This is a genomic window from Bacillus sp. FJAT-29937 (assembly GCF_001509555.1).
Lineage (GTDB): Bacteria > Bacillota > Bacilli > Bacillales > Cytobacillaceae > Cytobacillus.
This window is the reverse complement of the sequence record NZ_LMAS01000002.1, coordinates 488,667-503,318: the sequence shown is the minus strand read 5'-3', so window position 1 is coordinate 503,318 and position 14,652 is coordinate 488,667. Positions and strand designations below refer to the sequence as shown.

At 38.7% G+C, this 14,652-nt stretch carries 13 protein-coding genes; 9 read left to right on the top strand and 4 right to left on the bottom strand.

All coding sequences use genetic code 11. The features are described 5' to 3' along the window. Positions 1 to 86 precede the first annotated feature (86 nt). The 4 genes from AR328_RS06105 to AR328_RS06090 all read left to right on the top strand — a co-directional run bounded on the left by AR328_RS06105 (position 87) and on the right by AR328_RS06090 (position 3,653). The gene (locus tag AR328_RS06105) at positions 87 to 1,739 is read left to right on the top strand and encodes a sigma-54 interaction domain-containing protein (protein WP_231734773.1); all 1,653 of its coding nucleotides are present in this window, start codon (positions 87 to 89) and stop codon (positions 1,737 to 1,739) included. Between the two features lie 72 nt (positions 1,740 to 1,811). Next, positions 1,812 to 2,087, top strand: coding sequence for a (2Fe-2S)-binding protein (locus AR328_RS06100; protein ID WP_066291766.1), 276 nt, complete (start codon positions 1,812 to 1,814; stop codon positions 2,085 to 2,087). Continuing rightward, complete coding sequence (locus AR328_RS06095) at positions 2,080 to 2,412, top strand: (2Fe-2S)-binding protein (protein ID WP_066291760.1); 333 nt, start codon at positions 2,080 to 2,082, stop codon at positions 2,410 to 2,412. The genes AR328_RS06100 and AR328_RS06095 overlap by 8 nt, the downstream gene beginning before the upstream one ends. Continuing rightward, positions 2,409 to 3,653, top strand: a complete 1,245-nt coding sequence (locus tag AR328_RS06090) for an NAD(P)/FAD-dependent oxidoreductase (protein WP_066291757.1) — start codon at positions 2,409 to 2,411, stop codon at positions 3,651 to 3,653. The genes AR328_RS06095 and AR328_RS06090 overlap by 4 nt, the downstream gene beginning before the upstream one ends. A gap of 102 nt (positions 3,654 to 3,755) precedes the next feature. Here the strand turns inward: AR328_RS06090 and AR328_RS06085 are convergent, their stop codons facing one another. Together AR328_RS06085 and AR328_RS06080 are read right to left on the bottom strand one after the other, a co-directional pair. Beyond that, complete coding sequence (locus tag AR328_RS06085; protein WP_066291749.1) at positions 3,756 to 4,955, bottom strand: metal-dependent hydrolase family protein; 1,200 nt, start codon at positions 4,953 to 4,955, stop codon at positions 3,756 to 3,758. A 43-nt stretch (positions 4,956 to 4,998) separates the two neighbouring features. After that, positions 4,999 to 6,822, bottom strand: coding sequence for a M3 family metallopeptidase (locus AR328_RS06080; protein WP_066291743.1), 1,824 nt, complete (start codon positions 6,820 to 6,822; stop codon positions 4,999 to 5,001). A gap of 687 nt (positions 6,823 to 7,509) precedes the next feature. Between AR328_RS06080 and AR328_RS06075 the strand changes: the two genes are divergently transcribed. From AR328_RS06075 to AR328_RS06055, 5 genes are all read left to right on the top strand, one after another. Continuing rightward, entirely contained in the window at positions 7,510 to 8,658 is a 1,149-nt protein-coding gene (locus AR328_RS06075; RefSeq protein ID WP_066291740.1) for a branched-chain amino acid ABC transporter substrate-binding protein, read from the top strand. Between the two features lie 204 nt (positions 8,659 to 8,862). Then, positions 8,863 to 9,768 carry a branched-chain amino acid ABC transporter permease gene (locus AR328_RS06070; RefSeq protein WP_066291970.1) on the top strand — a complete coding sequence of 302 codons (906 nt, stop codon included), beginning with the start codon at positions 8,863 to 8,865 and terminating at the stop codon, positions 9,766 to 9,768. Continuing rightward, the gene (locus tag AR328_RS06065) at positions 9,768 to 10,748 is read left to right on the top strand and encodes a branched-chain amino acid ABC transporter permease (RefSeq protein WP_082677137.1); all 981 of its coding nucleotides are present in this window, start codon (positions 9,768 to 9,770) and stop codon (positions 10,746 to 10,748) included. The genes AR328_RS06070 and AR328_RS06065 overlap by 1 nt, the downstream gene beginning before the upstream one ends. 27 nt (positions 10,749 to 10,775) lie before the next feature. Then, entirely contained in the window at positions 10,776 to 11,546 is a 771-nt protein-coding gene (locus AR328_RS06060) for an ABC transporter ATP-binding protein (protein ID WP_066291734.1), read from the top strand. Further along, on the top strand, positions 11,543 to 12,259 hold the full coding sequence (locus tag AR328_RS06055) for an ABC transporter ATP-binding protein (RefSeq protein ID WP_066291728.1): 717 nt from the start codon (positions 11,543 to 11,545) through the stop codon (positions 12,257 to 12,259). The genes AR328_RS06060 and AR328_RS06055 overlap by 4 nt, the downstream gene beginning before the upstream one ends. A gap of 53 nt (positions 12,260 to 12,312) precedes the next feature. Here the strand turns inward: AR328_RS06055 and AR328_RS06050 are convergent, their stop codons facing one another. Together AR328_RS06050 and AR328_RS06045 are read right to left on the bottom strand one after the other, a co-directional pair. Then, entirely contained in the window at positions 12,313 to 13,419 is a 1,107-nt protein-coding gene (locus AR328_RS06050) for a M24 family metallopeptidase (RefSeq protein WP_066291722.1), read from the bottom strand. Positions 13,420 to 13,464: 45 nt separating this feature from the next. Further along, positions 13,465 to 14,544 (bottom strand): M24 family metallopeptidase, encoded by a 1,080-nt coding sequence (locus AR328_RS06045; protein WP_066291720.1) that lies wholly within the window; start codon positions 14,542 to 14,544, stop codon positions 13,465 to 13,467. Positions 14,545 to 14,652 lie beyond the last annotated feature (108 nt).

Below are 14,652 nucleotides of genomic sequence, written 5' to 3'. Positions count from 1 at the left end.
CCTATTTTGAATTTCAAAAAAATTTGATAAACTTATGTATAATATTTTTTACAGTGTGTATATTTTTTTACACGTTTGGAGGGGAAATTATGTTTTCATTACCACCGATAAAAAAAATGATCGAAAATAATTTAATTCAATTAATAGCTTGCGAAAATATTTTTGAAAGAGCTGGTGAGTATTCCGTTGATGAAGCCCGCAGTACGGCAGTCAGTATCAATGATTCATTTGAAGCTTTAGTACCAGCGGATTCTCAAGTATCAACAGTCGTTGTTTTAGATTGTGATAAACAGCCAATTGGCTATATAACCGCGGCCGAAATTATTTATTTCCTCAATAATTCTTACAATCAACTAAAAGCTTTCTATGAAACTGTTACGAGAACAATGGATGCCTCTGTCACGGTAGTCGATGCACAAGAGCGTGTATGTACATGGACTGAAGGGGCCGAAAAAATCTTTTCAGTGAAAGAAAGGGAGATTTTAGGACAGCCCATTACTAATTTCTTCGAGCATAAGGACCTTGAAATTCTGCAGTCATTACATATGGGAAAAAGAATTTCCCGTCAGCATCATCAGCCCCGATCGGATTTATTCGTTCTAATTAATTCAAATCCGGTATATTTTAATGACCAAATCATTGGCGCAGTTGTGTCGGAGACAGATGTAACAAATCAGGTCGTCCTTAACGAAAAATTATTCAATATGTCAACAGAAGTTCATCGTTTGGAACAGGAGGTTGCAAAATATAAACATTCCGTTGACCCGTTTAGTTTAATTAAAGGAAGCAGTACTGCGCTTAAGCGAACAGTCCAAATGGCAAAAAAGGTGTGCTCCGTTAAATCAACTGTTTTGATACTGGGAGAAAGCGGTGTCGGCAAGGAAGTGTTCGCCAAAGCCATTCATGAATCGAGCGAAGGAGCTGATTCACCATTTATTTCGATAAACTGTGGTGCTATTCCTGCATCATTATTTGAAAGTGAATTTTTTGGATATGAACGCGGAGCTTTCTCTGGCGCTGATCAAAAAGGTAAGAAAGGCAAAATTGAATTAGCAAAAGGCGGCACACTGTTCCTGGATGAAATTGGCGAATTGCCGCTTGAAATGCAGGTTAAACTGCTTCGAGTCCTGCAGGAGAGGAAATTTTATCGAGTTGGCGGGGAAAAAGAAATTGAAACAGATTTTCGTGTAATTGCCGCTACAAATAGAAATTTAATAGATTTAATGAACGAAGGGCAATTTCGCGAAGATCTGTATTACCGGTTAAATGTCGTTAGTTTGCAGATCCCCCCTTTAAGAGAAAGACGGGAAGATATTATTGAACTCACTCATTATTTTTTAAACGATTTTTCGATTCTATATCAGAGACCGATTCATCAGTTCTCACAAGAGGTTTTGCAGGAAATGCTGCGTTATGATTGGCCGGGAAATATTCGTGAGCTTCGGAATGTTGTTGAACGCCTCGTTGTCTTTGCGACAGATGGATCAATTAAAAAGGAATATTTGCCTTTTCATTCTCATCCAATAGATAACCATATAGATACAATGACTGAACAAAGTGATTCCTTTGAAATGGACAATACCATCCTTCCTCTGCAAGAAGAAATGGATCAGCATGAGAAAAGAGTGCTAGAAAAAGCACTTCAAATTGCTAATGGAAATAAACTTGAATGTGCCAAAAGACTCGGTATTACGAGAGCTACCTTATATAATAGACTAAAGCGTCTCGGTCTTAGTTAATGCCCTCCCTCTAAATTTGGTACGATTTTTGCATAGTATTTTTTATAGTTAGAAAATAGAGGAGGTTTCCAAATGAACAACAAAGAGGCCATTGTAATCTGCCGCTGTGAAGAAGTTACCTATGGCGATCTGCGTTCCACGGCAGAGGAACATCAATGCACAGCTAGGGAATTAAAATTGCGAACAAGAGCAGGTATGGGTTTTTGCGGCGGTCGCACATGCAGAATTCCTTTAGATAGAATTATTGAAGATGTCATTCCTAATATTTCTCAAGGTGATATCCCATTAAAATACCAGCCGCCGATTCGTCCGGTAACATTTGGAACAGTAGGTGAAAATAATGACTAGAATCATAAATCACCCTATTTTAGGGAAATTAGAAGATAGAAAAGCCATCCCCTTTACATTTGATGGGAAAACGATTGAAGCATTTGAAAATGAAACGATTGCTGCTGCGCTTTTAGCAAATGGAATTCGAAAACTGCGGGTTCATGAGGACTGCGGGACACCTCGGGGATTTTACTGCAATATTGGCCACTGTATGGAATGCCGAGTCACAGTTAATCATCAGGCAAACGTAAGAGCTTGTCTAACTGTTGTTGAAAAAGACATGGTCGTTGAAAGCGGAAAGCATCTTCCTAATATTGTTAGAAAGATGGTGGAGCAGCAATGATGGACGTTATTATTATTGGAGCGGGGCCTGCTGGATTAGCTGGAGCCATTGCAAGTGCTTCTTCAGGTCTGAAGGTAACCGTCATTGATGAATTTGTGAAACCCGGGGGCAGATTACTAGGCCAGCTTCACCAAGAACCGTCTGGCGAATGGTGGAACGGCATAAAGGAATCAGAGAGACTTCATCAAGAAGCGAAAAAATTAGCAGTCGACATTCGATGCGGAGTATCAGTCTACAACTTGGAAAAGAACGATGAATTATGGAATGTACATACGAGCATTGGTACTTTGACAGCTCCTCATGTACTAGTAGCGACTGGGGCTGCAGAGTACCCAATTCCTCTTCCAGGCTGGACTCTTCCTGGCGTTATGTCCATTGGCGCAGCTCAAGTCATGACAAACGTTCACCGTGTCCAAGTAGGTAAGAAAGGGATCATTATAGGAGCTAATATTTTGGCCTTTGCCATTTTAAATGAATTACAATTAGCCGGTATTCATGTAGATCGAATTATACTTCCAGAAAAAGGCCCATTGAGCGGGAAAGCAGGAGAACCAGAAGAAGTTATGAAATCACTGCTAAATGCAGCACATCTTGCTCCATCCCCTCTACTGCGAATGGGAAGTCGTTTCATGAAAAATGATTGGTTCCGTAAAATGGGGATGAAATTTTTCCCTAAAAATGGGGTAAAAGTAAATGGGACACCTCTGCTACTTAAAAAAGCTGCTTTAGAAATTATCGGAACCGAACAAGTAGAAGGGGTTCGAGCAGCTGATACTGATGAGTATGGAAACATCATTCCTGGCACGGAAACTATATATGATGCCGATTTCGTCTGTATTGCAGGCGGTTTATATCCACTTGCAGAGCTTACTGCTGTTGCCGGCTGCCCATTCCAATACATTCCTGAGCTTGGAGGCCATGTTCCCCATCATTCAGAAACGATGGAAACCCCGCTTGAAGGTCTTTATGTTGCTGGGAATATTACTGGAATTGAAAGCGGAAAAATCGCCATGGCCCAAGGCACAATCGCTGGTTTTTCTATTGCTAAACATGCTGGTAAAGGCGGTACAGCCATTGAAGAAAAACTGGAGCAAGCCGTGCAAAATGTCCATATTGTCCGCGAACAGGCGGCTATTCAATTTAACCCAGAAATTGATAAAGGCAGAAAAGAAATGTATGAAATTTGGGAAAGACTTTATGCAAACAATGTTATTCAAAGTTCAAATATAAAAATAAGCTAATCAAAAAAAGGGGATAGTGAGCATACTATCCCCAAAATTATTTCACCTTTTTTATACGTATGAATCATTCCAAAGATGTTAACTATTTTATATATGAAATTATTAAAGAGCAGCAACGAACTGTTCACTTTCTATATGGAGTATATTTCCTTTGTAAACTACACTTATTATGTCTTCAAGGTATTTTAAATCTATTAATGGGTTATTTTTAAGAATGATTAAATCGGCTTTATAACCCTCTTGTATCTGCCCAACCTTTCGATCTAATATTTTTCCAGCATTTATTGTGGCTGTTTTAAGTATTTGCTTTGTGTCTGGTACAAGCTCATACATCGTATATAATTCATTTAATAGTGCTTTATGGGATGTACAAGGTGAACCTGCATCTGAACCCGCCCCAATTAAAATATTTCTATTAAAATATGACCGAAAGGCATTAGCATGAATATTGACAATTTCAATAGCCTTTGCCCTGGCATACTCGGGTATACCCTCTGCTGTAGCTATCTGTTTATAAACAAAAAGTGTTGGGATCCAAGCAACATTACGTTCTTCCATAAGATGAATTAATTCGTCATCTAAATAATGGCCATGTTCAATAGTATCAACTCCAGCTAGGATTGAGTTGTAAATACCTTCCCTGCCAATTGCATGAGAAGCAACTTTCAAACCAAACTTGTGTGCTTCATGACAAATAACCTGTTGTTCCTCCATACTAAGTTCCGCATTTCCTACTTCTTCACCATCAGTTCTGCCATATACTCCGCCCGTTGCACTTACTTTAATAACCTCAGCACCTTTAAATATTTGTTCACGAACACCTTTTAGTGCTTCTTCTTTTCCGTCAACAAATCTTGCCCAAAATGGATCGTGGCCTCCAGTCATCGTTAAAGTCTTGCCGCTGGCTATTAAATTCGGCCCCTGAATAAGCCCTCGTTTAATTGCTTTTGCTACATGAATAGCGATGTCATCAATTGAACCAATGTCTCTTACAGTCGTAATTCCATTTTGAATATATTGTTGGCAATTCGAAACCGCCCTGATTAACATTTGTTCATATCCTTCAGTTTCTGTTGTACGAACTGGGTTGATAGATCCGTCCCACATTATATGGACGTGCAAGTCAATCAATCCTGGAATTAGGTAGTTTCCCTTCCCATCTATTTTGGGTATATCAGTTGGAATTTCGGAATTTGGCATTATTTGTCCAATGGTTCCATCCTTAATTAAAAGCGCATGATCTTCTAACATTTTTAATTCTTCTCCATACAGCATTTTTACATTTGTTATAATGAATTCCATATTGTCCTCCTATTGTATGATATTGAAAGATTGCTAGGATCCCTTAAAAGCTTTGTTCCAACTCATCAACTATCCTTCCTATATTTGCAATGGCAAGCTTCAGGTTCTCGGTAGTTGACATATCTAGTCCCGCCATTCTATATAGATCAAGTCCATTCATACTTCCGCCTTTTTTGACAACCTCTGTCCATTGTTCACCAACACTTTGCCCTTCTGCCTTTATTCGCTGAGCAACAAGCGTTGACGCCGATATTCCAACAGAATATGTGAATGGATAAAGTCCCATATAATAATGAGGCTGCCTCATCCAAGTCAATTTTGCTCCCTCATCAATTTCCACCGTATCTCCCCAAAATTCAGACAGTATCTTTCCTTTCGTTTCACTAATGATTGAAGTTGTTAACGGCACACTGCTTTCCGCAATTTTATAAAGTCTGCGCAGCAGCTCAGCTTCAAGAACATGTGTGACACAATTATGATGGTAGCTCATCATTAAATACATATTTAACCACCGATGTAATCTCGGATCGTCTCTATTTTCCCGCAAATAGTCAACAACAAGATGTTCATGCATGGTTGAAGGTGCTTCAGCAAATAATAATGATTGGGCATTGTTAATAAAGTGTTGATTTTCTGCAGATAGCGAATAATGCATCGTATGCCCTAGCTCATGGCTTAGAAGCATCAGATCGAATAGATTTCCTCCCCAAGGATAGAAGGAATACCCATGAACACCATGGACTCCGCCTCCAAACGCAATCATTCTTCGGCCAACATTGTCACCCCTGTATACCCATCTTTCTGTGAATACACGCTGCATATGCTCCTGATATTCTGGTCCTAGTACACCAACTGCTGCAGTAATGATCTCTCCGGCCTCCTGATAACTAATTGGCGGGTCAAAATCAGGATCTAACGGTGCCTTCACATCGGAAAACATTAATTGATCTAATCCGAGTTGACGTTTTCTCAATTTAGCATATCTTTGCATATGCGGTGAAAGTTCAGTGCGAAAAGTATCTAATATACTTTCAAAAAATTCGGATGAAATTCCATCGGCTGAGTAAATTTGTGTTCCAGGCGATGAATATTGAAGCAGCATATCTATCGCCGACCGGAACCCTCTTAACTTAGCCAGTGCTACATTTTTATTTATTTCGGCGGCTAATGTTTTTGCCAGACCATGCTGGTATTTCTTTAATCCATCTGATAACGATTGATAGGCATTTCTTCGTAAAATAGTGTCTGGAGATGTTTCTATTTGAGTAAAGTACATATGAATGGAAACAGGAACCTCTTTCCCATTTCTGTCAGTGGCTGGGGCAAATTTTATATCTGAAGATGTTACAGTAAGAAATAGGGATTCTGGTGTTTTAAATGTTTGAGATAGGGAAGCTAATGCTTCTTCCATTTCTGGTGTCAAAGAATGTTTCCGCTTTTCCTCGATCCTTTCTAAAAATCTCTTAAATGAAAGCAGTTCTACTTCTTCAATAATATATTGATCAAGCTTCTCTTTCGGAATATGTAATAAAGCATTCACAACTTTCATTGTGACATTATTGCCTTTCCCAACAAGGATTTGCGAACGCCCCATCATATTTTGATTTAAAGAATCTGATTCATCTTCAGAGTATTTATACATTGCATAACATGAGGTACGATCTAATGCACCTAGTAATTGCTCATACCTTTTTATTAATTCAACTGTTTCTTTTGCATCATTTAAAGAAATCGATTCTTTTAGTATTTCATCAAAGTCTTTGTCAAGTACTGAGTAGGAACGCTCCCATTCCTCATCAGAACTGAAAATATCAGCAAGATTCCAAGACTTTTCTTCTGGAACATCCTTACGAGTTATTTGACTCATGTTAATACTCTCCTTTTAAATTATTAGGATATGTTTTTCACATCTATTATTTTTAATATGCCTCCCTTTCTTTTTGAATTTTAGAGCTTTGTACTTCGACTAATACTAATGCAAAATGTATGCCAATATCTAATTTCAATTGTTTATTAATAAGGATCGGCAGCATACGTGGCAAATTAAAAACTTCAGAATATTAAACAATCAATATCACTTTTTAAAATAAAATTTTTGTAAAATTTGATTGTAAATTTTTTTTTACACATTCCGCCAATGAATGTCTGAATTATTTGACAACAGAGTATAAAAAGTAAAATTTTATCACTAATTACCTATAAAGTGTCCATAATCTTTGACAAACCCAATGGCATAAAACGATTCAGAAGTAATAAGAAAGTCACACTTCAACAAAATTTATACTAGTAATTATTTTCCGAATATTATACACTTTCAGACATACACTATTTTTCTATCATTCACAATTCCTCACACACATCATCGCGATAGTGAAAAAAGGGCTAAATCATTTAACATCTTAGCACTCCTCACACAAACGAGCAGTAAGCTTTCCCTTTTCTTTGAAGTAAAGAAACTATTTTTAAGGAGGTGAAAGTACGATCCTATCCTTTTTTATAAAATCATTAGCCAAAAATTAGTAGGAAAAGCAAAAAAATAAAAGGGGTGTTTCATTTGAAAAAGTATTCCATTATAACAATCGGTCTATTGCTCATCTTCTCTATTTTCCTAAGTGCCTGTTCAAGTGAGGGCAGTTCTGGCGGTGGAAAAAGCGATTCCGAAGAAATTTTGGTTGGGGTTCTCCTGCCGGTAACAGGAAATAATGCCACTGACGGGAAAGACATGTTAAACGCTATGCAAATGGCTGCCGAGAAAATAAATAATGACGGCGGAGTGAATGGAAAAAAATTAAAGCTTGAAGTGGCTGACGATGCTTGTGATCCTCAAATGGCTACAACAGCTGCTAATAAGCTTGTTTCCATGAAAGTAACTGCAGTTGTTGGAGGCTATTGTTCTGGATCTACATTGCCAGCATCAGGTGTTTTCCATAACGCTAAAATCCCTATGATTGTTGCTGCAGCTAATTCATCAGAATTACCAGCACAAGGCTATGAGGGACTATTTCTAATTAATGGTTTAGTTCCTGACCAAGCTCAAACAGGAGCTGACTATTTCAAGGACAAAGGCGCTAATAACGTTGTCATCATTCATGATAACTCAGCTTACGCAAAAAACTTAGCTGATTTTGCTCAGAAATCTGTTGAAGGAAATGGCGGTAAAGTCGTTGGCTTCGAAGCAATTAATCCTGAAGAAAAAGACTTCGGCTCATTAATGACTAAACTAAAATCACTAAACCCTGATGGTACTTTTTTTACCGGCTATTATGCAGCTGGCGGCCTAATGCTCAAGCAATTTAAGGAAAAAGGCGTTTCCGGATTTTTCATGGTTGGAGATGGCAGTTATTCACCAGATATTATCGATATCGCCGGAGCTGATAATGCAGACGGTTTATTAGTAACAGCTACTCCTACGGCGAACTTTATTCCTGGTGCCGATGAGTTTGTTAAAGAATATAAGAGTAAGTACAACGACTTATCACCTGGTCCATTCTCTGCTTTATCTTATAACGGGATGAATCTATTAGCTGATGCATTAAAGAGAGCAGACTCAACAAATAGTGAAGACGTAAGAAAAGCACTAAAAGAAACGAAAGGCTTTGAAGGCATTGGCCAAGTGATTGAATTCAATGACCAAAACTCTCTAAATCAATCGAACTACCATGTTATGAAAGTAGAAAATGGAGACTTCACTTTAGAAAAATAAGTAAAAGTCACTGGAACGAATAACCCTTAGGTAAAGCGTTTCACATTCCTCTTATCTGCATTGGGCTGTCCTATACAGGGGGCCGACAATTAAATGTGTATCGTTAATACGTTAGGCATTGTAAAGGTCGCCCCTTGTGGGACAGCACCAAATTCACTTCAGGCATCCGCCAAATTTTACGCACAGAGGAGAGTCGGAATAATAATGGATATATTTTTACAAATACTAATTGATGGATTGGTCATAGGTGCCTTTTATAGCTTAGTTGCTTTAGGATATACGATGGTATATGGAATTATTAAGCTACTAAACTTTGCCCATGGCGATCTTTATATGATAGGTGCCTTTATCGGATTTACCCTCCTCTCTTTCATTACGGGTGATGGCGGGTTTAATACCGGAGTATTAGGTATTGGCATTGTTTTCATTGCTACGATGGCAATTGTCGGACTTCTAGGGATGGGTATTGAGAGAATTGCCTATCGGCCGCTGTTGCTTGCCCCTAGGCTGTCAATCTTAATCACAGCAATTGGTGTGTCCTTATCACTGGAATATACATCTATGATCGGGTGGGGTGCTTCTTACAAGGTATACCCTATTAAACTGCCAAATGATGGACTTCAGTTTTTAGGAGCGCAAATCTCATTTGCTCAGATAGGTATGATTATACTTTCTGCACTATTGATGATTGGTCTTCGCTTATTTATTGATAAAACCATTTACGGTAAGGCGATGCGTGCCATTGCTTTAGATCAAACGGCTTGCAGCTTAATGGGCGTTAACGTACACCGAATCATTGCCCTTACATTTTTTATTGGTGCATTCTTGGCTGCCGGAGCCGGAATCATGTCAGGCGTCTACTACGGAACGATTAATTTTATGATGGGATTTATCATTGGGTTGAAGGCTTTTACTGCTGCTGTATTAGGCGGTATTGGAAATATAACAGGCGCTATGCTTGGAGGTCTAGTACTTGGGATTATCGAAGCTTTCGGCACCTTTTATCTTGGCGGATCGTGGAAAGACGTACTTGCCTTTGGAATTCTCATCCTATTCTTAGTATTTAAGCCTACAGGCATACTGGGAGCAAAAGAAATGGAGAGGATGTAATGATGAAAAAGTATAGGAAACAATCCCTTCTGCTAGCCATCATCGCCTTATTCATTCTTCCATTTTTTCTGAATAGTTATTGGTTAGATGTCTTAACCCTTGTACTTTTTTATGTTGTTCTGACGCAAGGATTGAATATAGTAGTCGGATATACCGGTCTGTTGGATTTAGGCTATGCCGCGTTTTTCGCTGTTGGAGCCTATACAACTGCCATACTGATGACCACTTATCATTGGTCTTTCTGGCTCACGCTTCCTGTCGCGTTCATTTGCGCAGTTATCGCGGGTGTCGTTGTTGGAACCCCAACTCTCCGCTTAAGAAGTGATTATTTAGCCATTGTTACCCTTGGATTCGGGGAAATTGTAAAAATATTAGCCACCAATTTGGAAATTACCGGGTCTGCTTCAGGAATTTATGGTATTCCAAGACCAGCTATTGGCAGCTATATTTTATCATCACAAAAGGACTTTTATTATTTAATATTAATTGTCGCCATCCTTTCCATTATTGCCGTTTACAGATTAGGGCGTTCAAGAATCGGACGAGCATGGATTTATATTCGTGAGGATGAGGATGCCGCAGAAGCTATGGGTATTAATCGAATCCGGCTGAAATTGCTTTCGTATGCTTCCGGAGCCGTTATCGGAAGTTTTGCCGGTTCTATCTTCGCTGTCAAAATGAGTGCAATCGCTCCTTTAAGCTTTAGCTTTTTACAATCAGTTATGATTCTTCTTGCCGTTGTATTAGGAGGACTTGGAAGTATTCCAGGTGTTGTGATTGGTGCTGTATTAGTCATCGTTCTTCCAGAGATTCTGCGTGGTGCAGATGATTGGCGCTATTTAATATTCGGGGTTTCCTTAGTGGCTATGATGATCTTCCGTCCGCAAGGAATATGGCCATCTAAAAACGGAACTGAGGATGTGGCCGATATAGACGATGATGAAAAAACGAATGACCCAAAACACACTATATCTATTTAGTTCTACTTCGAAAGAGAGGGGATTCAGATGTCACTATTAACTGTTAAAGATTTAAAGCTTCAGTTCGGAGGATTACTTGCTGTAAATGATTTGTCCTTTACTGTTGAAAAGAACTCTATATCCAGTATTATTGGACCGAATGGAGCTGGAAAAACTTCAGTATTTAATATGATTACTGGCTTTTACCGTCCGACTAGCGGAGAAATTAATTTGGACGGGACTAGCTTAATCAATAAAAAACCTAGTCAAATAACGGTATTAGGAATGGCCCGGACATTTCAGAACCTTCGTTTGTTTCCAAATTTATCTGTGTTGGATAATGTAAAGTCTGGAATGCATTGCCGTACGAAACAGGCCGTTTGGGGTGCCTTGTTTCAAACAAAAAGTCAAAAAGAAGAAGAAAGATTAATCGAACAGGTTGCTATGGATTGCATTGAATTTGTAGGGATCACTAAGTATTTGAAAAGATCGGCAAAGAATCTCCCATATGGTGCCCAACGCTATTTAGAGATTGCCAGAGCACTGGCCACCCAGCCGAAATTATTGCTATTAGACGAGCCGGCTGCAGGGCTAAATTTTGAAGAAAAGCAATATTTAATTGGGCTGATTAGAAGAGTCCGTGACGAATTTAATATTACCGTTTTAATGATTGAGCATGATATGGCATTAATTAAACAAATCTCCGAGCATATTACGGTTATTGATTATGGCTGTAAAATTGCAGAAGGCACCCCTGAAGAAGTGCTGAAAAACGAAAAGGTCATCGAAGCATACCTTGGCAAGGAGGAAGTCGTTTGAAGCCTCTACTAAAACTGACGGACGTAAACTCTTACTATGGGAAAATTCATGCACTAAATAATATAAATTTGGAAATTAATGAAGGGGAAATTGTTGCTTTGCTTGGAAGCAATGGAGCTGGCAAAAGTACGACCCTCAAAACGATATCCGGATTGATTAAGCCAAAATCAGGTAATATTGAATGGAATAATCAGAGCCTTGTCGGAGTTCCGCCGCATAAAATTGTTGAAACAGGAATTATTCATGTCCCTGAGGGAAGACGAATTTTTGGCGGCCTCACTGTTACGGAAAATTTAGAGTTAGGTGCCTTTACATATAGAAAGGACAAGAAATGGATAAAGGAAGGAATTGAACGATCTTTTGACCTGTTTCCACGGCTAAAGGAACGATCGAAGCAGTTAGCTGGCACACTCAGCGGGGGGGAGCAGCAGATGGTTGCTATCAGCCGCGGTTTAATGGGAAATCCAAAGCTATTGATGCTTGATGAGCCATCGATGGGACTTGCTCCGATTATCGTTCAAGAGATTATGAAAATTATCCAGGAAATTAACAAGCAAGGGACGACCATTCTATTAATTGAGCAAAATGCTAAGGCCGCCCTCCGTCTTGCCAATAGAGGCTATTTAATTGAAATTGGTAATATTGTTATGCATGATACTGCTGAAGTTCTCCGGGAAGATGATAAAATTATTAAAGCGTATTTGGGAGCGTAAGGTGGATCTTCAAAGAAAAAAACCAGCACTATGCTGGTTTTTTTCTTTGAAACTTATCCAATTCGAATCAATTCTGTTGGAAATGAAGTTAGCTTCTTTCCTTTGCCATTTTCATCAATATAAACATTTTCCTCAATCCGTACCCCACCATATCCCGGAATATAAATGCCTGGCTCAATTGTAAACAGGAGCCCGCTTTCTACGATTAAATCATTATTTTCATGAACTGAAGGCTCTTCATGCACATCGATTCCCAAACCATGCCCGACACGGTTATTAAAATATTCCCCATAGCCAGCTTCTTTTATTACGTTGCGGGCCGCAATATCAATTTCCCCGATACGAATACCAGCTTTACAAGCATTTACGCCAGCATCTGTGGATTTTCGAACAATATCATATATTTCTCTTTGCTTCGCAGTTTCCTCACCAATGACGAAAGTTCGGGTAATGTCAGAACAATAGCCATCTACAATAACACCCATATCAATCAGTAAAAAGTCGCCTTGATTGATCGTTTTATGATCTGGGCTTCCATGGGGCAATGAAGCTTTCTCGCCTGAAAGAACAATCGTTGAAAATGATGGTCCAGCTGCCCCAAACTTTCTCATTAAAAATTCTAACTCTGCTGTAAAGTCTCGCTCTGTCATTCCCGCTTTTACCTTTTTAATTCCTTCGGCCATTACTTTTTCAATGACATGAATGGCAGTCTGAATCTTGCTGCATTCCTCTTGAGACTTTTTCATTCTTTGCTGGGAAATAAAATCCCCAATATTTTTATAGTTTAAATCAGAGAAGAAGTGATTAAGCTGTTCATGCTGATATAAAGAAATTACTTTTGTTTCTAGACCGATTTCATGAACACCTTCACCAATCGTGTCTTTTAAAACTTTATATGGATTTACTTCATCTGAAATCGTTACAATTTTTTTTACGAAAGAATCATTTTCTGCAATTTCCTGATCTAACGCAGGAACAAATAAATATTGATTTCCCTTATTAAGATCCATGACTAAAGCCATAAATCTTTCATGAGGATCAGAATTAAAACCTGTATAATAGAAAACATTTTTTGGATCCTTAATGATCGCTATATCGACATTTTGATTTTCTAAGTATTTCTTTAACTCATTTAATCTACTTTGATATTGTTCTTGCATAAGATGTCATCCCTTACATTTAATAGTATTTAACAAAACTTAGCGCTATAAAATGACTAGCTCCTTTGTTGATGGAGTTAAAACTTCTCGGCCATTTTCGGTAATTAGGATAACATCCTCTACCCTCGCTCCGCCTAATCCTTTTAAATAAACGCCAGGCTCCACGGTTATCACCATGTTTTCCTCTAAAACTTTGTCTTTTAAAACAGAGAATAACGGGGCTTCATGCACTTCTAGCCCAATTCCATGACCTGTACCAGTTCCTGATTGTTCATTAAACCCGTGCTTAATAATATTTTCACGCATTAAATAGTCGACCTCTTGGTCAGTCAGTCCCGGACGCAATTGGGCAACGCAATTTTCGAATGAAGTCAGCACAATATCATGAAGGTTTCTTAATTCAGGTGCTGGCTCTCCGATTGAAACAACTCTGGAAATATCAGCCCAATAGCCTTCGTAATTGGCCCCAAAATCAATTGTAATCATATCGCCCTTTTCAATAATTTTACCACTAGCACGGCCATGTGGCAATGAGGCGCGATATCCGGATGCTACGATTGGAGAAAAGGATGTAGTTGTCCCTCCATGTTTTTTAATAAATGCTCCAAGTTCTTCTGCTACATCGAGTTCAGACATACCAGCCCGGATAATATTTAGAATATGTAAATACGCTTTGTCAGTAATATCCGCGGCAACCCGCAATTTCTTAATTTCGTCATCCGTTTTAATCATACGAATCTTCTCGACAACTTCAAAAGTTGGCACTAGTTCAGCGGAGAATAGTGTTTCATTTCTGCTAAATAGCCCATAGGATAAATGCTCTTGCTCAAAACCAAGCTTACTAATCTTCATTTCATTTGCTTGGACAACAACCTCTTCAAAGATTTTCCCTTTATGGCCTGTATGCCCTGCGTGCAAAACAATTTCAAAGTTCTTTGCCTGATTTTGAGCCTGTTCAAAATAGCGATAATCGGTAATAAGCTTTGCTTCTGTTTCAGTAATGAGAAGTACCCCATTGCTTCCAGTAAAACCAGACATGTACAACCTGTTCACTGGATGAACGATCATCATTCCATTTACACCTAATTCATGAAACTTCTCTCGGAGTCTATTAATTTTTTCCATCCGTATTCCCCCTCAAGTTTGAGATTCAATTAATATTAATGCAATTATTGTGCCACATAAAAACGAGATAAATTTTAAAAATAATAGGTTTGTTTTTCAGTTTAAGTT